The sequence below is a fragment of the Streptomyces sp. ME02-8801-2C genome (assembly GCF_033793965.1).
In the GTDB taxonomy this organism is placed as follows: Bacteria; Actinomycetota; Actinomycetes; order Streptomycetales; family Streptomycetaceae; genus Streptomyces.
Map to the genome: position 1 here is coordinate 118,493 of NZ_JARAXP010000003.1, position 18,326 is coordinate 136,818.

Below are 18,326 nucleotides of genomic sequence, written 5' to 3' on the forward strand. Positions count from 1 at the left end.
GTCGCCCGTCCCGGCCTCGGGTCACGGGGTCACACCGTCACCGGCGTAGAGGTAGCCACCGGGGCGGGCGGGGTCGGCGACGAGCAGTACCTGGTCGCCGGGGCGGGGTATGCGCAGCTTGGAGACGATGGTCTGGAGCGTGACGCGGTCGGCGGCACCGGGCGGCTGGAGGACGAGGTCGACGACCGGATCGAAGTTGACCAGCTTGCCGGTGTCGCTGATCGACACGACAGCGGCGGGTACGGTCGGCACGCCCGCGGCGAGCAACTGCTGTACGACATGGCCGGAGTTGTACGCGCCGATGGACTGCTGGACCTTGGCGAAGTCCGACTCGCCGAGGAACGCCCGCGTGGTCCGCCCGTAGAAACCCTTGCCGCTCGCCACCTTGCCCACGATCTCGGCGGCCTTCTCCTCACGGCTCTTGCGCCGCCCGAAGATTCCCATGGTGCTCTTCCCCTCTACCGATGGCTGATCCGCGGGACTGGTCCGCGTGACTGGCCGGCCGACCGGCCGACAATGTGGACGCTAGGCGGCCCTGATCGCCTACCGATCCCAGGTTCGTACGCACATCCGCCTCCGGCGTACGCTCCTGACATGCCGTCTCCCAGCCAGCCGACCGGCGAGCGCCGACCGCGCGCCCTGGTCATCGACCACGCCTGGCGCGGACTCGGCGCGGGCCTCGAACCGCTGAGCGGTCCCGGCGGGGCGCCGCTGACCCGGACGGTCAAGCTGATCGTGCTGCCGCTGATCGTCAGGCCGACGCTGCGTCCCGAACTCGCGGGGGACTTCCTCGCTCCGGGGGAGGCCGCGCTCGTCGAGGAGCTGATCGTGGAGTCCGCCGCGCCGCTGACGGCGACAGCGCAGTGGTTCACGCTGCTCAAGAAGGCCCGCCGGGCGCTGGGCGTGGTGGCGGGCAATCCGCAGGACCTGTACTTCCAGCGCTGCTTCGAACTGGCCACCGAGCACGGGGTGCCCCGGGACGGTGCCGACGCGTTGGCCAGGGCCTTGGTCGAGGAGGTGGCCCACTCCCCCGGCGGACGCACGGTGGACGCGCTGAAGGACCATCTCGCCGACCCCGCCCGGCGCTCCCGGCTCGACGCGGAGCTGGCCGCCGCCTGGGAGAGCCGTCCCCCGGCCGTCGACGCGACCTCGGTGATCTCGGCTCTCGAACGGGCCGCCGATGCCCTGGACGCCTGCGGTGCGCCGGGCCCGGCGAGCACCTCCCCCTCGTACGCGGCCATGGTCGAAGCGGGTGACGGGGAGTCGTTCGGCCGGGCTCTGTGGGCGGGCACGAGCGGTGTCTGGGGCCTCGACAGCCTGCCGACACATCTGGGACTGACCGGGCGGCCGGTACCTCCGCGTCCGGAGGTGGGCAGGGGCGCCTCGACCGCCACGCTGCCCGCGCCGCTGGACCGCACGCTCTTCGAGCGGCTGTTCACGGTCCTTCAGTCGTCGGCCCACCGGGAGGAGTTGGCGACAGTGGCGGAACTCGTCGCGCGGGAGACCGGCCGCAGTTGCGCGCCGCTCGGCCTGCACGACGAGAGCCTGCGCGTCACCGTGGTCCTCGGCGGACACCTCGCGGCCGGCCTCGACCCGTTGGACACCGGGGAGGGCCCGCAGGGACGGACCACCGCGCACCGGGCCGTCAACAGCCGCTGGCGGCGGGAGGCTTCGGTCCTGCGCGCCCGCAGGATGACCGTCTCCGCGCGCCCCGACCCGGACGGCGGCGTCCTGGACGCCCTCGCCCAGGACCTCCGCACCCCGTGGGCCGCCTATATGCGGCGGCTGTGGGTACGGCTGCACGGCCGCGACGTCCGCGACGCACCCCTGGCAGACCTCGCGTCGGCCTGGGCGGTGCTCGACGGGGTGGCCCGCTCGGTGATGATGGACCACCGCGCCCGGGTGCGCTCGGCACTGCGCGCCCTGGCCACGGACCCCGCCCCGGCGGCCGAACCGAGGAGCGCGTGATGGCGCGGGGGGACGAGGTCGTCGACGTCCGGGTGACACGCGGCGAGGACGGCACGGTCCTGCTCACCGCCGGCCCCGGCCGCCGTCCTGTCGACGCGTACGACGATGTCGCCGCCGTCGGCCTCGACTTCACCCGGGCGGTCCTGGAAGTCGCGGGCGCCGTTCTGACCTGGTCCGTCCTAGGCGACCCGGGGCTGCCGTCGGCGGAGGTCCATGACGCGGGGCGGGCCCAGCAGTGGCTGTGGGCGCTCTACGGCGAGCGCGTCGCCGTCGCCGTCCACGGCTGTGCGGCGGGACAGGCAGACGTGCGGGTGACGGCGGAGGTGACGGGACTGGCGGGGGCAGCCGCCCGGCTCGGCCTCGGTCACTGGGCGGCCCGGTGGTGGCCGGCCTCGTACGCGGACGGGATACCCGAGCTCGAACCGGCCCTGCTGGGACTGGAGTTGGCCGCGCTCACCCACCGCTGCCAGCAACTGTTCGACGACGAAGGCGACCAGCTTGACGACTGCGCGGCCGAACTGATCGAGGAGAGCCTGGGCGCCCTCGATCCGCTGATCCAGTGGTGGCGCGCGCAGGCGGAGCCGTCGGACACGGCTCGCCATCTGGAGAGCGTCCTGCGGCTGCTCGACGACGCGGCGGACAGCGTCGGCCTGGACGGGCCGGCGCTGCACCGGCTCCGGTCCTCCCTGGACCTGCGCGGTCCGGCGGGTACACCGGTCGACCTCGGCTCACTGTTCGCTCGGAGGGACGGATTCGCACTCACGGCGGGTGAAACGCTCCCGGTGGGCGGCCGGGTGATCGCCCGGGGATCGGGGACCAACGACTGGCGCCGATACCCGCCGGGCTTCGTCGACGCCGCCGAGCACGCGGTGTCATGGACCGCTCGCGCGCTCGGCGCCCGGCGGCTGATCGAGATCGAGGCCGTCGCACACAGCGCGGCACCCGCGACAGACGCTCTCCTCTTCGCGGAGGTGAACGTGAACGACAGTGCGGCACATCGGGTGCCCCTCGCGAGACGCGACGACCTGTGGACCGGTCACTCGGACCTGCCGTCGGCTCTGCCGGCGGGGATGCAGGTGCCGCGTATCGAGGTCGGTGTCCTGCTGCCGGGCTTCGACCCCGGCCCCGGCACACCGGCCGAGACCGACGTTCGCGTTCAGCGCGAAGCCGTTCGCGCCCTGGTCCGACGGCGGCTGGCCATCGCGGCACAGCCTTCGGCCACCGACACGTCGCCACTCGACACCTCACCTCTCGAGACCTGCTCGGCACCGTTCCTCGCCGAGACCGCCGCCGCTGCCACCGACGAGGACTACTGACACATGCCGGACGCCGGGATCGAGCAGGGCGAGCAGGCCGGACAGGCCGACAGGGGCGCGGGAGTGATGTCGCTGTACGGGGAACCGTTCGACAGCGGTTTCGCCCTGGCCGAGGAACATCAACTGGCGGCCGATCTCACGGGCGCGTGTGCCGTCTACGCAGAGTTGCTCACCGTGGCGGAGTCCGTCGAGGACTCCCCCGACGTTCGGTTTCTGCGGGCGCATCTGTTGTCCGATCTGGCGAGTGTCCGGCTGTCCGCCACGGACCTGGTCGGGGCCGAGGAGGCCGTAGAGTGCTCCCGCGCCCTGCTCGACGACATCGCCGACGTCCCGATGGGACCGCGCGGTCGTCAGCTGTGGCTGGAAGTCCGGCTGAAGACGCTGCTCGCCGGAGCCGATCTGCGGCGCCGGACCGGGCGTCTGGACGAGGCGATGGACTGTCTCGACGAGGCGGCTCTCACGCTGCACGAGTTCGACGATCCCGAAGGGCTGCGCACCGCCGAACTCGGCTCGAACCGCGTGCTGTTGCTGATGGAGCGGGGCGAGTGGGGAGCCGCCGAGGAACACGCGACTGCGTTGCTGTCCACCTTGGAGGCGACCGAACTGGAGACGGTGCCACGGGTGTTGACCGCCCTCGGCATGATCTGCTCCTCGACCGGCCGGTTCGACGAGGCCGAGGACCACCTCGCCCGCGCGGAGGAACGCTTCCGGGCCCTGGGGGACGTCGGCGAGCAGCACTCGCTGCTGGCCAACCGGGCGTACGTCGCGATGCAGCGGGGCGAACTCGACCTCGCGGAGCGGCTGTTCGCCGAGGCGTCCGCGTTCTTCGAGCGGCACCGGTGGTTCGGGAACCTGGCGGTCTGCGAACAGGCACGCGCCTTCCTCGCCGGTCGGCGGGGCGACAACACCGGTGCGGGCGCCCTGATGACGGCGAGCCTGACCCGCTTCGAGGAGATCGGCGCCTCGATCGCCGCCGCCGACACCATGCTGCTGGGCGCCCAACTCGCCTACAACCGGGGCGACATCCCCGAGCTGAAACGGCTGGCCCAGGGGGCCCGCGACGTCTATCAGGCGCGGGAGGTGTACGAGCGGTGCGCGCAGGTCGACCTCATGCTCGCGCGAACCCTCGAGGACAATCTGAACCGCACCGACCACGGCGACCACGAGAGGCGGTCCATCGACAACGCGCTGTCCCTCGCGTTGCCCGCCGCCCTGACCCTGCAGGCGGCACGCTATGACTTCGCCACCGCCCACGCACGTCATCAGTGGCTCCAACTCGCGGACGAGGCGATGGAGTTGGCCTTTCGTCTCGCCGTGCGCCGCCAGGATCAGGGGCTGCTCTTCGAGCTGGTGGAACACCGCAGCGCGGGCACCCTGCTGGCGCTGGACCGTACACCGCCTTCGGCGCCGCGCACCTCGCCCCACGGGCCCGCCGAGGACTCAGAGCACGCCGGGTCGGTCTTCCCGAGCGCGGCCATGAAGACGTACGCACCCGCCGACGCTCCCATGGCCCTGGGCGGTTTGGCGGCCGAGGCCGCGGCCTCGGCCGGGCTGCGCGTCGCGCCGCCGCCGAAGGTACGGATGGCCGCCCAGGGGCCCGGGCGTGTCGCACTCCAGGAGTACATCGCCGGCGCCGAGTTCCGCTATCAACGGCGGATCGTGGACGACGAAGAGGTCCCGTTCTGGTTCACCGACGATCTGACCGGCCGCCCGGTGGTGCAGGTCCGGCTGGCCGACGCCGGCGACCTGTTCATGACCTGGACCTGGGCCGGCGGCGCCCGTGGCTTCGGCACCGGCCAGGGCCTCGCCGCCGAGGTCGATCTGGCGGTGCGGGAGTTGGCAGCAGCGCTGCCGGGGACCGGCGAGGGAGCGGCGGGGGTGCGCAGGGCGTTCGACTCGGGAGCGCTGGCGGAGCCACGGGCCGAGCGACGGCTCGCCCGATTGCTGGCGGAGGCGCTGTGGCCGGAGGGGCTGACGGCGCAGATACGTCAGGTGTCGGAGCAGGCGGGCCGTCCGCTGATACGGATCCAGCCCTCGCCCCGGGTCGCCCAGGTCCCCTGGGAACTGCTCGCGGTCGACGCCGAGTCCGACGTACGGCTCATCGAGCTGGCGGACGTCGTGACCACCGCGCCAATGTCAGTGCGCCGCCAGGCAACCGCGGCCCGCCCGACCCCGGACACGGACACGGACACGGACACGGACACAGGTACGGGTACAGACCCAGTGGTTCTCGTCCTTGACCCCCGGATCCCCGGTTTCCGGGCCGACTCCCCGCTCGGCTCGGTCCTGGGACCGCCCGGATCGGACCCGGAGCTGCTGTCCCTCGTACAGAGACGTCTCGACGAGGGTGCCGTCATGCCGACCGTGTCCTCCCCGGCCGAAGCGCTGCGCCGTACCGATCTGGACCGGGACTGGCTGAGCGCCGTACTGCGCAAGGGCGCCCGCAGGCTTCTGTACGTCGGGCATGTGAGCGGCGCGCCGGTCGAGGGCGGGCAGAGCGAGGACGGCACGCTCCATCTGTGCTGCGGTCCGGGAACCACCGGCCTGTCCGAACCGGTGCGCGGCCACCGCCCGTTGTCGGCGAAAGACCTTCTGCTGGGCGCTCTGCCCCTGCGGGCCGACGGCGAACCCGGGGCTGTGCTGTGGCCCGCGCCGCCGCGGGTCGCGCTCATCGGCTGCGAGAGCGGCGGCGACCTCCGCTTCACCGAGTCGTTCGGCCTCGCCACAGCGATGATCCACAACGGTGCCGACCTTGTCACCGCCACCCGCTGGGTGCTTCCGACCAGCTTCGCCTTCCACCGGCTGGCGGGTCTGCCCGAATCCGTACGCCCGCTGACGGAGGCGATCGTCGCCGTCGACAACGCCCACGAGGACCCGGACCCCGTGGACCGGCTCGGGCGCTGGCAGCGCGAGCGGCTCGAGCGGTGGCGGTCCGGCGGCCGGATCGAGCACTCGCCGCTGCTGTGGGCGGCCATCACCTCGATCACCGTGTGAGGCCCAGGACTTCTCAACAGGAGAAGAACAACAGGTCGAGCGCGAGAGGACGAGCAGGACAGGGCAGGCCGGCGCCTCTGCCGTCGGCGAATCTGCTGCGGGCCGAGAAACCGGCCGGAGGCGTGGAGTCGGGCCGAGAGTGGGAGTGCGGCGCCGTCCGCCGTACGACGAACGTACGACGAGCCACCACCCACGACTCGACAAGGAGCCCCGATGTCCCCGTTCACCACCGCCGGCCCCTGGCCCGCGCTGCTGCCCCGGGCCGAGGAGAGCGACACCCCCGCCTCCCGGTTCGACGACCATCTGGCGGCCCAACTGCTCGGCCAGCGCATCGTGTTCCTCGGTACGCAGGTCGACGAGGTCTCCGCCAACCGGATCTGCGCCCAGCTTCTCGTGCTGTCCGCGGAGGACCCACGCACCGACATCAGCCTGTACATCAACAGCCCCGGCGGCTCCGTGACGGCGGGCCTCGCCATCTACGACACCATGCAGCTGATCCCGAACGACGTGTCCACGCTCGCCATGGGATTCGCGGCCAGCATGGGCCAGTTCCTGCTCAGCGTGGGCGCACCCGGCAAGCGGTACGCGCTGCCGAACGCGCGGATCATGATGCACCAGCCGTCGGCCGGCATCGGCGGCACCACCTCCGACATCGAGATCCAGGCGGAGAACCTGGAGTTCACCAAGCGGACCGTCGAGCGGATCACCGCCCAGCACACCGGCCAGAGCGAGGAGACGATCTCCCGGGACGGCGACCGCGACCGCTGGTTCACGGCCGAACAGGCCAGGGAGTACGGCATGGTGGACCGGGTGGTGGGCGCGCTGGCCGACGTACGCCCGGCCTCCTCACGACGACGGATGGGGCTCTGACATGGGGACGTACACGATTCCGAACGTGGTCGAGCGCACCCCGCAGGGCGAGCGGTCGTACGACGTGTTCAGCCGGCTGCTGTCCGAGCGGATCATCTTTCTCGGCACCGAGATCGACGACGGGGTGGCCAATGTCGTCATCGCGCAGCTCCTGCATCTGGAGTCGTCGTCCCCGGAGCGCGAGATCGCGATCTACATCAACTCGCCCGGCGGCTCGTTCACTTCGCTCATGGCGATCTACGACACGCTGACGTTCGTCCAGGCGCCCATCTCGACGTTCTGCGTCGGCCAGGCCGCGTCGACGGCGGCGGTGCTGCTGGCCGGGGGTGATCCCGGGCGCCGGTTCGTGCTCGAACACTCACGGGTGCTGCTCGGCCAGCCGGCGAGCAACGGTCACCGGGGCACGGTCTCCGACCTGGCCGTGCGGGCCAGGGAGATGGTCCGCATCCGCGCGCAGGTCGAGGAGGTGCTCTCCCGGCACACGCACCACGACGTGGCGACCCTGCGCGCGGACATGGACCGCGACAAGGTGTTCACCGCGGCGGAGGCGGTGGCGTACGGCCTGGCCGACGAGGTGCTGAGCCGGCGCCTCGTCGGTTTCTGACCGGCCGGCCGTACGACGGGCGCGGGTCGGCTAGGCGGCCAGGCAGAGCCCGTTGTACGGCGCCGAGGTCGTCGTCCGCGCGTGGGTGCGGCTTCGGTTGTGCCGGGTCAGCTCGCTCTGGGCCAGGGACAGCAGGTCTCCCAGGTCCAGGCCGAGGGCGTGGGCGGCGGCCGCGAGGACCTCCGAGGAGGCTTCCTTGCGGCCCCGCTCCAGCTCCGACAGGTAGGGCATGGAGATCCTGGCCGCGTCGGCGACGTCCTTGAGCGTGCGTTCCTGCGCGACTCTCTCGCGACGCAGGACGTCACCGACCAGGTCGCGGAACAGCGGTTCCCTGGGCGCGGGCTGCGCCGGGGTCACCGGAGCGGCGGGAGCCGGTGTCGGCGCGGTCTTTGGACGCAGCGGGATCACCCGGGCCTGGTTCGGCGCTTGATTGCTCACCCCCTCAGCCTAGATGCCCTCGCCCCACAGGGAAGACATCGGCATTCCGCCCTGGGTGGAATCAGCACGCGCGACGAACCACGAAGAGGGCGAACCGCCAGGTCAACACCCTTGGTTTCGCACGACCTTCGCACCTCGCGTCCACCAGTTTCTCTTGCACGGAGCAAAATAGTGGGCATGCACGGCGCTCGACCGGGTACGCGCGCAGTCGGGAACCGTTCCATCGTCCGCAACTCGATGTTTTCGTGGGAGAGGTAACAGGTAATGGACACCGCCATGATCCGGTCGAAGGCAGAGGTCGTCGTGGACACCGCCGGGGCCAGGACAGGTGACGACCCACTGCCCGGAGTCCCGGAACCGCGAAAGGTGGCCCCGCGTGACGCGCGGGAGCTGTCCCGCCAGTTCTTCCAGCGCCTGTCCGAACTCGAAGAGGGCACGCACGAACACCAGTACGCGCGAAACACCCTGATCGAGATGAACATGTCGCTCGTGCGGTTCGCAGCCGGGCGTTTCCGGGGTCGCGGCGACGACATGGAGGACATCGTCCAGGTCGGGATGATCGGCCTGATCAAGGCCATCGACCGGTTCGAGCTGTCCCGTGAGGTGGAGTTCACGTCGTTCGCGGTGCCCTACATCGTCGGGGAGATCAAGCGGTTCTTCCGCGACACGACATGGGCGGTGCACGTACCTCGCCGGCTCCAGGAGCTGCGTGTCGAGCTGGCCAAGGCGCGGGAGGAACTGTCGAGCAGGCTGGACCGCGATCCGACGGTCGCCGAACTCGCCACGCTCATGAACCTGTCCGAGGACGAGGTGGTCGAGGGCCAGATCGCCTCCAACGGGTACAACTCTTCGTCTCTCGACGCCGCGTTGACCGGTGACGGACCCGATGACGGCGAGGCGGTGCTGGCCGACTTCATCGGGGTCGAGGAGCACGGGATGCGACTGGTCGAGGACTTCCAGTCGCTCGCCCCGCTGCTGGCCGAACTCAGCGACCGGGACCGGGAGATCATCCATCTGCGGTTCGTCGAGGAGGCCACCCAGGCGGAGATCGGTGAGCTGCTCGGCTGCTCGCAGATGCATGTGTCGCGGCTGATCAAGCGCATCATCACGCGGCTGCGCGAGGGCATGCTGGGGGAGCTCGACTACGCCTGACGCGCGCGCCGGCCCGGCGACGGGCAGGCCTGTGCTGCCCCTCACTCGCTCGATTCGAGCTGATCGGTGAGGGGCAGCACTCACTCGCTCTCGCCGGGAAACTCCCCTAATGGGTGAGGGGCCTACTGGGTGAGGGGCAGCACGGCCCTCACGCACTTGCCGACCGGGACCCTGCGGGCGGTCACCTCGGTGGCGAGTGCGTGGACGATCTCCAGACCGTGCCGGCCGATGCGTTCCGGGTCCCTGGGGTAGCGCATGGGCAGCGTGGCGCTGCTGTCGTACACGGAGACCGTGACCGAGGTGTCCGTGCCCTCCAGTTCGAGGACGTAGGGGCCGTGACTGTGCCGGTCCGCGTTGGTGACCAACTCGCTGACCACCAGCATCAGTTCACCGTCGAGACGCGTGTCGCTCGGGGCGCACCACTCCTTCCTCAGCTGCTCGAGGAAGATCTCGGCGAAGACGCGTGCCTCCGCGATGCACCCCGGCTCGCCGGTGTAGTGCGTCGCCCGTCGCAGCGGTTCGACGGGCTTGTCGAGACCAGTCGGTGTCACTGCTCCGTCCAGGTGGTCGATCATGCGTTTCTCTCTCGGTGGCCGGTCCGGCAGAACCCGGTCGCACCACTGCTCGTACCCCGAGCCGCGCGTCGCAGTCCCCCCTCTCAGAGGTGGCGTTCGTCTCCGGGGACGTCAGGAGGACGACGAGGTGAGGGCCGGCTGGGACGTACTCCCGGAGAGGTTGTCGTCGGGCGGCGACCGGAGCGACTCGGGGGCCGAGGACGGGGGTGAGGAGGAGGGGGCTGCGGATGTCGTCGGGCAGGGGGTGGCCGACGGACTCGCGGTGTTCGGTGTGGCGGGTGACGCGGGCGATGCCGGTGTCCGGGGTGCGGCGGCGGGCGAGGACACGCACGGCAGCGGTGACCTCGGCGACAGCAGGCCGGGCGCTTCGGATGTCGGCTCCGATGACTCCGCGGAGGGTTCCGAGGACGCTGTCGACGGTTCCGAGGACGCCGTCGAGGGGGTCGACGAACTCACCGACGGGGAAGGCCGCACGGCAGGCGGGGCGGTCTTCTGGTCGTGCCTGCCGGTGTCGCCGTGGTGGCGGTGGAACCAGTCGCGGTGGTCCGGGTCGTAGACGACGAAGACGTTGATGACGGTGGTGGAGGGCGCCACGACCACCACATTGGAGCTGCGGTACGCGGGCCAGGCGTCGCCCCGCTGGTGCGGGGTGGTCTGCTGTCGTACCGGGTCGGCGAGCGGGTTGCCGCACGCGCAGCGCACGCGCGGCCGGCCCCGGTCGTCGACGAGGACGGCCGTCCCGGTCTGCAGAACGGCCTGGTAACTGGTGGCGGCCCCGTCGCGGTAGCCGTGGTTGGTGACGCGGGTGTCCATCCGCAGCTGTACGGGGGTGAGTGAGCGCAGATACGCGGGAACCCCGGCGGGCCGCAGGCCGAGGACCGACGCGAACGCCCCGTTCTTCGCGGGGGCCGCCCCGAGCACCCGGATCTGCTTCTCCACGTCGCAGCTGGCGACCTTGCGGGTGCCGCCGTACAGGCCGGCCGCGCCGCCGTCCACGCGTCGTACGACGTTGGCGGCGGCCGTCTCCGAGACCGTGGCTGTGGGGGTGACGGCCGGCGGGGCGGAGCTGTCCTTGGCCGTGGACTGGGTGAAGGGGTACGGCCCCGACTTGTCCGCGGCCTGGAGAAAGATCTCGCCGCCCGCCCGGTCGGAGGTGCCTTCGGAGCGGGTGAGCACGACGATCAGGGCCACCGCGGCCAGGACGGAGGCGGCGAGCACCGCGATCCGGGGCACCGACCGCCACCAGGGCCGGCCGGGTCCGGACCCGGGTCCCGTTCCGGACCCGCCACTCGCGCCTGCGCCTCCGCCCTCTCCCCCGCCCCCGGGCCCGACACCGCTCCCGCCTCCGCCGTCGGCGGGTGGCTGGGACGGGGGTCCCACGGGGGGCTGGGTGGGGCCCGAGAGAGGGCCGGAGGGCGGCCCTGTGGGGCGGTCGGAGGACGGCTGTTCGACGCTCACGGGCTCTTCTTCCGACGTGGGCTCGCGACATACACCCCGATTTATGCCGTTTTCTTCCACAACGTGCCCATTGTGCGCCCTGGTCCCGGGTCGCCCGCAAGCGGAGGCCTCGCTCCTCCCGACAGGCGCACCCGCCGAGCGCTGCTTAGCGTGGCAGGGTGAGCACGCGAACCCCCGCTCCCGTGCCGGCCCTCGCCGAGGAGCGGGCCGTCTCCCGGCACGGCTGGGCACAGGCCCTGGCCGCGGTGCTGACCGGACTCGCCTCCATGGTGCTGACCGCAGGGCTGGGGCTGTGGGCCGCCGGGGCCGGCGATCTGCCGGACGGGGCCTTCCCCCGGGTCGTCGCGGCCACCGTCGTGACGGCGGTCGGCGGCAACGTCGAACTCACGGGCGACGCCGGAGACCTCGCCGAGACAGCGGGCGGTCTGACCGTGATGCCGCTGTCCGTGACCCTGGTCGGGGCACTGGTGACCGGCGCGGGTTTTCTGCGCCCGTTGCGGCACCGGGCCGTCGCCGGAGCACCTGAGCTGGCCGGCTGGGCCGTGCGCATCGCCGTCCTGTGGGTGCTGGGCCTGACCGGCCTGGCGTTCGCGGCCCGCCAGACCTTCGCGGTGTCGCTGGGCGAGGGAACTCTCGGCGACATCGGCGACGTCTTCGGCGACGCACCGAGGATCGGGTTCGCGGCGGACGTACCGCTGACCCTCCTCTCGGGCGTGCTGTGGCTGGCCGGAGTACTGGCGCTGGCCCTGCTGGTCTCACGCGGGGCTCCTCTGCCCCCAAGGCTGCTGCGGTTCCAGGAGTCGGTGCGCCCGGCCGCCCACGCCATGGTCGTACTGCTGCTCTCGTTCGTGGCCCTGGGGACCGTGATCGGGCTCGTCCTGGCGGTGACACGCGGGCAGCCCGCGCAGTCCCTCGCGCTGGTGCTGCTGGGTATGCCGAACTTGGTCTGGCTGGCCCTCACCACCGGGCTGGGCGCCACCTGGGAGGGGCGCGTCGACGGTCCCTTCGGGCTGCCGATGCCCCATGCCCTCGACGAGGTCCTGCGCACTTCGGATACCGCCACGCTCAATCTGGGCACCCTCGCCGACTTCGACGGCAAGGTGTGGTGGCTGGTGGTGGTCGACGCCGTACTGCTGCTGGCCGTCGCCTTCCTGATGGCGGCGCACTCACCCGCCCGGACGCGGGCCTGGCAGCACGCCGTGCACATGGCGGTCGCGCTCACGCTCACGGTCCTGATGATCTGCCTGGTCGGACGGATCTCCGCCCACTACGGTCTGTCCGTGCTGGGAGTCGGGGACCTCGGCGGCAATCTCTCCGGCACCCTGTTCCTGCACGCCCGGTTGTGGGGTGCGCTCGGCTTCGCGCTGCTTTGGGGGCTGGTCACCGGATTCCTGGGTGCGCTGTTGGCCCGGCGGGTGCACCGGCGAGGCGAGGTCGACAACCGCTAGGCGGGGCTCGGGGAGGCGTGGGAGGGTGGCCCCCATGGCGCTGAGTGTCGAAGACCGGTTGGCCGTGGCGGAGTTGATCGCCCTGCACGGTCATCTGGTCGACGAGGGACAACTGGCCCGTATGGCGGAGGTGTTCACCGAGAACGTGGTGTACGACCTCTCCGACGTCGGCCAGGGCCAGGTCAGCGGCCTTGCCTCGCTGACCGACGCGGCGCTCGCCCGGGGCCCGGCGAATCCGGTCGCTCATCACGTCACGAACGTGGTGGTCGCCGAGCGGCCCGACGGGCAAGTGCAGGCCCGCTCCAAGGGTTTGGCCGTCATGGCGGACGGCACCTGCGGCTCGGTGACGTACGACGACACGGTGGTGCGGGGTGACGGGGGCTGGCGTATCTCGTACCGGAAGGTGTCGGCGCGGCGCGTGCCGTTGGGTGGGCTCGGGCGGGAGCAGGACCAGCCGCCCGTCTCCGCGTAGGACAGCCGCGCGTCGTCCGGGGCCCGTTATCTCGGTCGCCGGTGGCCGATGCGGGTGAACACCGGGCGCGCCCAGGCCGGTGGGCGGGGTGGCCCTTCCTCGGCGGACCCGGGCAGCCGGACCACCTGGGTCGGTGCGTGGCCGGTGTGCGCGGCACCCGTCGAGGCCATGCGGAGGGCGGCGACGAAGTCGAGGCACGAGTCGTAGCGGTCGTCGGGGCTCTTGGCGAGGGCTTTCGCGAACACCGGGTCGACGGCGGCGGGGAGTTCGGGGCGCTGCTCGGTCAGCGGCGGTGGCTGGTCGTACTGGTGGGCCCACAACAGGGCCATGTCGTCGTCGCGTTGGAAGGGCGGGCGGCCCGCCAGGACCTCGTGGACGACGCACGCGAAGCCGTAGACGTCGCAGCGTCCGTCGACCGGGCGCCCGGAGATCTGCTCGGGCGCCACATAGTCGAGGGTGCCGACGAACTGGCCGACGGTCGTGAAGCCGGTGAGCGACAGCGACTTCTTCGTCAGGCCGAAGTCGGTGAGGTAGACGTGCTCGGGATGGTCGCTGTCGGTGCCCCGGGCGACCAGGATGTTGCCGGGCTTGACGTCCCGGTGGACCAGGCCGTGTTCGTGGGCGGCGTCCAGCGCGGAGGCGACCTGGGCGGCGATGCGGATGGCGACCGGGAGCGGCAACGGGCCCTTGCTGTCGAGGAGATGGCGCAGATCGCTGCCGGCGACGTACCGCATGGCGATGTAGAGGATGCCGTCGGTCTCGTCGGCCTCGAAGACCGGGACGATGTGCGGGTGGTCGATCGCGGCGGCCACCCGGGACTCGTGGGTGAAGCGTTTACGGAAGGTGTCGTTGCGGGCGAGTTCGGGGGCGAGGAGTTTCAGGGCGACGGTGCGATCGAGCCGCAGGTCCCTGGCCCGGTAGACGACGGCCATGCCACCGCGGCCGATCTCCTCCTCGACGCGGTAGCCGGCGATCTGCTTCCCGAGCAGGTCGGAGGGCCGTCCCGCATGCGACCGGGTGTCGTGGTCCGGGCCGCGCTGCATCAGCCGTCACCGTCGGCGCCGCCGATGCCGGCGTCCCCGACCACCCGGGTGTGCGCGTGGCCCAGGTCGGGCACCACCTGGGTCGGCTCATGGGTGGGGGCGGCGGGTTCCCGGTCGGCGGCGTACGTGCTCAGCCGGGTGCCGTCGGTGTAGACCCAGCGTTCGTGCTCGGCGTCGTACAGCCATACGGACTCGCCGTCGACGACGATCCCGATGCGCTGTCCATGAGTGAGCCCCCGGAAGGACTCCCGGTCGAGTGCGCCCTCGGTGAGCTCCTCCACGGCGCCGCGGTAGCGGGTCAGCGCCTGTTCGGCGCGGGCCAGCAGCGGGCGGGGGTCGGCGGTGCGGGCGAGCGGGGCGCCGGCGGCGGGCGGGTCCTGGGGTACGGCGACCAGGAGCCGTCCGTCGATCCAGGCGGACCAGCCGTTCGCGCACCGGACCTGCCCCCAGTCGCCACGCCGTTCGACCAGTTCGACCGGCAGCAGCGCGTCGAGCGGCACGGTGGGCCTGGCCGGGTCGGGCTCCTCCCAGGCGGCCAGACCGCCCTGCGGCACGACGTGCGTGGGCCGGAACCCGGAGATCCGGAAACCCGGGGACGTCATCTCGCCCACCCCCTCTACTTCCGCATGACAGCCGGTTCGTGCCGCCGCAGCAGCCGCAGGACCAGGTATCCGAACACCGCCGAGAGCACGACCAGCATGCCCGCGTTGATCAGCCAGATCCCGGCCGAGTGTTCGAACAGCGGGTCGCCGGTCAGGTCGCCGGGGACGATCCGCGACAGGCCGATGGTGCCCGCCATCGCCCCGAGCGCCCATCGCGACGGCACCAGCCAGGAGAGCTGTTCGATGCCGGGGACGCCGTCGAGTTTCAGCAGGGCCCCGCAGAACACGACCTGGACGATGGCCAGGAGCACCAGCAGCGGCATCGTCACCTCTTCCTTGCGGACGAGGGCCGAGACGAGGAGGCCGAGCATCATCGCGGCGAAGGAGAGCAGCGCGACGGCGACCGTGATCTCCACGAGGGGTGGCATCAACACGCCTTTTCCGCCAGGTGCGTTGAGGTCGACGCCGAGGAGGGCGACGAGGGTCAGTACGACGGCCTGGGCGACGGTGATCGTGCCGAGGACGACGACCTTGGACATCAGATAGGCCGATCTGGACAGTCCGACGGCCCGTTCGCGCTGGTAGATCACGCGTTCCTTGACCAGTTCGCGCACGGCGTTGGCCGCTCCCGTCAGGACGCCGCCGACGCAGAGGATCAGCAGCGCGTTCATCGCCGTCTCCTGCGTCAGCCTGCTGCCTGCCAGCGCCCTGGCCATCGCGCCCATCACGAACGGCAGCGCGATCATGATGGCGAGGAAGGTGCGGTCGGCGCTCAGCGCGGCCGTGTAGCGGCGGACCAGGGTGCTCAGCTGGCCGCCCCAGCTCTGCGGCTTGGGCGGGGGCGGGGCGGCGTCGACCGGGCCCGACCTCGGCAGCCGGGGCTGGGCGGTCGAGTTGACGATGTACTGCTGGTGGAACGGAGAGAAGCGGTAGTCCCCCGCCCAGTCCCTGTCCTGGTCACGCTCGAAGGCCTCGAACGCCTCCGGCCACTGCTCGTACCCGAAGAAGGCGAGGGTGTCCTCGGGCGGCCCGTAGTACGCGACCTTGCCGCCGGGTGCGAGGACGAGGAGCCGGTCGCAGACGTCGAGGCTGAGCACGCTGTGGGTGACGACGATGACGGTCCGGCCGTCGTCGGCGAGGCCGCGCAGCATGTGCATCACCGAGCGGTCCATGCCCGGGTCGAGGCCCGAGGTCGGTTCGTCGAGGAAGAGCAGCGACGGTTTGGTCAGCAGCTCCAGGGCCACGCTGACGCGCTTGCACTGACCGCCGGAGAGGCTGTGCACGGGCTGCCGGGCGCGCTGTTCGAGGCCCAGTTCGCGGATGACCTCGTCGACCCGTTCCCGGCGCTCCGCCTTCGCGGTGTCCTGCGGGAAGCGCAGTTCGGCGGCGTAGGAGAGGGCTCCGCGCACGGTCAGCTGGGCGTGCAGGATGTCGTCCTGCGGGACGAGGCCGATGCGCTGGCGCAGTTCGGCGTAGTCACGGTAGAGGTCGCGGCCGTCGTACAGGACCGTGCCGTGGTCGGCGGGGCGCTGCCCGGTCAGGGCGTTCAGGAGGGTGGACTTGCCCGCGCCGCTCGGGCCCACGACGGCGAGCAGGCACTTCTCCCCCACCGGGAAGGACACGCCCTCCAGGAGGGTCTTGCGGCCGTGGTCCACGGCGACGGTGAGGTCCTGGACGTCGAGGGAGACCTCGCCGGTGTCGACGTACTCCTGGAGCTGGTCGCCGACGAGGCAGAACGCGGAGTGGCCGACGCCGACGATGTCTCCGGGGGTGACGAGCTCGCGGGCGACGGGCCGGCCGTTGAGGAACGTGCCGTTGTGGCTGCCGAGGTCGACGATCTCGTACGTCCCGTCCGGACGGGAGCGCAGTTCTGCGTGCCGGCGGGAGACGAGGAGGTCGTCGACGATCAGGTCGTTGTCGGTGGCGCGGCCGATGCGGACCGTGCGGGTGGACAGCGGCCGGACGGTGGTGGGCTGCCGGAAGGTGCCGGTCATGGCCGGCATGGAGACCGCCGAGGGGCGTTCCCGGGCCGGCGGGGGCGGGCTGACCAGGACGGCTCGCGGTCCGTCGGCGGGGCTGCCGAAGCGCAGTACGCTGCCGGGCCCGACGTCCCGTTCCCTGACCCGCAGCCCGTCGGCGTAGGTGCCGTTGGTGCTGTTCTCGTCCTCGACGGTCCAGTGGTCGTCGTCGGGGCGCAGCACCGCGTGGTGCCACGAGACCCGGACGTCGTCGATGACGATCTCGCTGAGCGGGTCGCGTCCGACGTGGTAGTCGTGGCCCGGGCTCATCACCGTGGAGCCCGTCTCCGTCTCCAGGACGAGTTCGGGCGCCGACGGCGTGACCCAGCGGTCTACCATGCCAAAAATTCTAGCGATTCGTCCGCATATATGCCTGGGCAGCCGCCAGGAGCCGGGCAGCCCGGGCGGCTACGCGACCGGCACGACGAGCGCCGGGTTGGTCCGCTGCATGCGCAGCGCGTCCACGGATTCGGCGAGGAGTTCGTACTCGGTGGTCTCGTCGTACGTGGCGATCCGGACGAGCCGGCCGGCCGCCAACTCGTCGGCGACCAGGTCCTGCTGGTACGGGTCCAGGGTCCAGGCGCGCAGCAGGCCGGGGACGTCGGGCACGGTGGTGGCCACCGGGACGAGCGAGTTCGGGGGGAAGTACGGTTCGTCGGGCTGCGGATCGAGCCGTTCGGCGATCCAGTTCGCCCGGTCCCGTAACCACCACAGGGCCAGCGCCAGGGTGGGTGCGCGGTAGGTGCCGAGCGGTACTCCGATGCGCCGACCCGCACACACCCCGTACGCCGTGACATGGCAAAGGAACTCGTCGTGCACGATCTTTCCCCCGATCGCCTGCCGGCCTTGCCTCGCTTTCCGTGCGGTTCTCTCGCTGTACTCGTTGCTGCAGGTCACTCCGTGGTCACTCAGTGGTGCAGTGTTCTACCAGTCGAGTATCTTCACTATTGACACTCTGTCACCACGCCTTTCCAGCCAGTTTCCAGGCATTCTCCTGGCATATTCCTGGCAGGTATGGACCGGAATCCGACGGGACAGTCTCTTTTCCTGCGGACGGATCTCCCGTGATTCACGAGGATCATGTGATTCGCGATGAGTTCTTCGCTTCCCAGTGGTCTCCATAGCGAAGACCACTGGGAATGGAAGGCCCCATGACCACCAGCGAAAAAGTCGACAAGGCCGACGAGGAATTCACAGCCGTACTGCGCAAAAGCCCGGCACCCAGGGGCTGGACCTACCTGGTCTGGCCAGAATCCGTCACGTTCTTCGGTCTCTCGAAGGCCGAGATCCGAAAGGCCATCGGAAAGGAAGGGGGTGCCACCGTGACAGTACGGCCGGCCGGACGATTCCGTTCATGACGGAGGACCT

The 18,326-nt window shown here is 71.2% G+C and carries 17 protein-coding genes; 9 read left to right on the forward strand and 8 right to left on the reverse strand.

What is annotated here, in order from left to right; genetic code table 11:
* Positions 1-21 precede the first annotated feature (21 nt).
* On the reverse strand, positions 22-444 hold the full coding sequence (locus PV396_RS09685) for a hypothetical protein (RefSeq protein ID WP_319202571.1): 423 nt from the start codon (positions 442-444) through the stop codon (positions 22-24).
* 150 nt (positions 445-594) lie between these two features.
* On the opposite strand from PV396_RS09685, the gene PV396_RS09690 reads away from it, so the two are divergent.
* The 5 genes from PV396_RS09690 (at position 595) to PV396_RS09710 (ending at position 7,752) form a co-directional block, all read left to right on the forward strand.
* Positions 595-1,968, forward strand: coding sequence for a hypothetical protein (locus PV396_RS09690; protein ID WP_319202574.1), 1,374 nt, complete (start codon positions 595-597; stop codon positions 1,966-1,968).
* A complete protein-coding gene (locus tag PV396_RS09695; RefSeq protein WP_319202577.1) occupies positions 1,968-3,284 on the forward strand; it encodes a hypothetical protein in 1,317 nt (438 codons plus the stop codon). Before PV396_RS09690 ends, PV396_RS09695 begins: the two co-directional genes overlap by 1 nt.
* Positions 3,285-3,287: 3 nt before the next feature.
* Positions 3,288-6,278, forward strand: a complete 2,991-nt coding sequence (locus PV396_RS09700) for a hypothetical protein (protein ID WP_416071369.1) — start codon at positions 3,288-3,290, stop codon at positions 6,276-6,278.
* 213 nt (positions 6,279-6,491) lie between these two features.
* The gene (locus PV396_RS09705) at positions 6,492-7,148 is read left to right on the forward strand and encodes an ATP-dependent Clp protease proteolytic subunit (RefSeq protein WP_319202579.1); all 657 of its coding nucleotides are present in this window, start codon (positions 6,492-6,494) and stop codon (positions 7,146-7,148) included.
* Position 7,149: 1 nt separating this feature from the next.
* The gene (locus tag PV396_RS09710; protein ID WP_319202581.1) at positions 7,150-7,752 is read left to right on the forward strand and encodes an ATP-dependent Clp protease proteolytic subunit; all 603 of its coding nucleotides are present in this window, start codon (positions 7,150-7,152) and stop codon (positions 7,750-7,752) included.
* A 30-nt stretch (positions 7,753-7,782) separates the two neighbouring features.
* Here the strand turns inward: PV396_RS09710 and PV396_RS09715 are convergent, their stop codons facing one another.
* The gene (locus PV396_RS09715) at positions 7,783-8,190 is read right to left on the reverse strand and encodes a helix-turn-helix transcriptional regulator (RefSeq protein WP_319202583.1); all 408 of its coding nucleotides are present in this window, start codon (positions 8,188-8,190) and stop codon (positions 7,783-7,785) included.
* Between the two features lie 264 nt (positions 8,191-8,454).
* Between PV396_RS09715 and PV396_RS09720 the strand changes: the two genes are divergently transcribed.
* On the forward strand, positions 8,455-9,342 hold the full coding sequence (locus PV396_RS09720) for an RNA polymerase sigma factor SigF (protein ID WP_319202585.1): 888 nt from the start codon (positions 8,455-8,457) through the stop codon (positions 9,340-9,342).
* A gap of 122 nt (positions 9,343-9,464) precedes the next feature.
* Here PV396_RS09720 and PV396_RS09725 read toward each other — a convergent pair whose 3' ends face one another.
* Together PV396_RS09725 and PV396_RS09730 are read right to left on the reverse strand one after the other, a co-directional pair.
* A complete protein-coding gene (locus tag PV396_RS09725) occupies positions 9,465-9,917 on the reverse strand; it encodes an ATP-binding protein (RefSeq protein ID WP_319202587.1) in 453 nt (150 codons plus the stop codon).
* A gap of 111 nt (positions 9,918-10,028) precedes the next feature.
* Entirely contained in the window at positions 10,029-11,375 is a 1,347-nt protein-coding gene (locus PV396_RS09730; RefSeq protein WP_319202589.1) for a DUF6777 domain-containing protein, read from the reverse strand.
* Positions 11,376-11,533: 158 nt separating this feature from the next.
* On the opposite strand from PV396_RS09730, the gene PV396_RS09735 reads away from it, so the two are divergent.
* Both PV396_RS09735 and PV396_RS09740 read left to right on the forward strand, forming a co-directional pair.
* A complete protein-coding gene (locus PV396_RS09735) occupies positions 11,534-12,823 on the forward strand; it encodes a streptophobe family protein (RefSeq protein WP_319202591.1) in 1,290 nt (429 codons plus the stop codon).
* A gap of 34 nt (positions 12,824-12,857) precedes the next feature.
* The gene (locus PV396_RS09740; protein ID WP_319202593.1) at positions 12,858-13,295 is read left to right on the forward strand and encodes a nuclear transport factor 2 family protein; all 438 of its coding nucleotides are present in this window, start codon (positions 12,858-12,860) and stop codon (positions 13,293-13,295) included.
* Positions 13,296-13,321: 26 nt separating this feature from the next.
* Here the strand turns inward: PV396_RS09740 and PV396_RS09745 are convergent, their stop codons facing one another.
* The 4 genes from PV396_RS09745 to PV396_RS09760 form a co-directional block, all read right to left on the reverse strand.
* On the reverse strand, positions 13,322-14,338 hold the full coding sequence (locus PV396_RS09745; RefSeq protein ID WP_319202594.1) for a serine/threonine-protein kinase: 1,017 nt from the start codon (positions 14,336-14,338) through the stop codon (positions 13,322-13,324).
* On the reverse strand, positions 14,338-14,940 hold the full coding sequence (locus PV396_RS09750; protein WP_319202596.1) for a hypothetical protein: 603 nt from the start codon (positions 14,938-14,940) through the stop codon (positions 14,338-14,340). Before PV396_RS09750 ends, PV396_RS09745 begins: the two co-directional genes overlap by 1 nt.
* A gap of 14 nt (positions 14,941-14,954) precedes the next feature.
* A complete protein-coding gene (locus PV396_RS09755) occupies positions 14,955-17,297 on the reverse strand; it encodes an FHA domain-containing protein (RefSeq protein WP_319202598.1) in 2,343 nt (780 codons plus the stop codon).
* A gap of 69 nt (positions 17,298-17,366) precedes the next feature.
* Positions 17,367-17,777: a hypothetical protein gene (locus PV396_RS09760; protein ID WP_319202601.1), complete on the reverse strand. Its 411-nt coding sequence runs from the start codon at positions 17,775-17,777 to the stop codon at positions 17,367-17,369.
* Positions 17,778-18,109: 332 nt separating this feature from the next.
* Here PV396_RS09760 and PV396_RS09765 point away from each other — a divergent pair, with 332 nt between their 5' ends.
* Positions 18,110-18,316: a hypothetical protein gene (locus tag PV396_RS09765; RefSeq protein ID WP_319202602.1), complete on the forward strand. Its 207-nt coding sequence runs from the start codon at positions 18,110-18,112 to the stop codon at positions 18,314-18,316.
* Positions 18,317-18,326: the final 10 nt, after the last annotated feature.

Coding starts and splice junctions, on each gene's coding strand:
- PV396_RS09710 (WP_319202581.1), top strand. CDS start 7,150: ATGGGGACGTACACGATTCCGAACGTGGTCGAGCGCACCCCGCAGGGC.
- PV396_RS09750 (WP_319202596.1), bottom strand. CDS start 14,940: ATGACGTCCCCGGGTTTCCGGATCTCCGGGTTCCGGCCCACGCACGTC.
- PV396_RS09705 (WP_319202579.1), top strand. CDS start 6,492: ATGTCCCCGTTCACCACCGCCGGCCCCTGGCCCGCGCTGCTGCCCCGG.
- PV396_RS09700 (WP_416071369.1), top strand. CDS start 3,288: ATGCCGGACGCCGGGATCGAGCAGGGCGAGCAGGCCGGACAGGCCGAC.
- PV396_RS09740 (WP_319202593.1), top strand. CDS start 12,858: ATGGCGCTGAGTGTCGAAGACCGGTTGGCCGTGGCGGAGTTGATCGCC.
- PV396_RS09765 (WP_319202602.1), top strand. CDS start 18,110: ATGACCACCAGCGAAAAAGTCGACAAGGCCGACGAGGAATTCACAGCC.
- PV396_RS09685 (WP_319202571.1), bottom strand. CDS start 444: ATGGGAATCTTCGGGCGGCGCAAGAGCCGTGAGGAGAAGGCCGCCGAG.
- PV396_RS09690 (WP_319202574.1), top strand. CDS start 595: ATGCCGTCTCCCAGCCAGCCGACCGGCGAGCGCCGACCGCGCGCCCTG.
- PV396_RS09745 (WP_319202594.1), bottom strand. CDS start 14,338: ATGCAGCGCGGCCCGGACCACGACACCCGGTCGCATGCGGGACGGCCC.
- PV396_RS09720 (WP_319202585.1), top strand. CDS start 8,455: ATGGACACCGCCATGATCCGGTCGAAGGCAGAGGTCGTCGTGGACACC.
- PV396_RS09725 (WP_319202587.1), bottom strand. CDS start 9,917: ATGATCGACCACCTGGACGGAGCAGTGACACCGACTGGTCTCGACAAG.
- PV396_RS09695 (WP_319202577.1), top strand. CDS start 1,968: ATGGCGCGGGGGGACGAGGTCGTCGACGTCCGGGTGACACGCGGCGAG.
- PV396_RS09755 (WP_319202598.1), bottom strand. CDS start 17,297: ATGGTAGACCGCTGGGTCACGCCGTCGGCGCCCGAACTCGTCCTGGAG.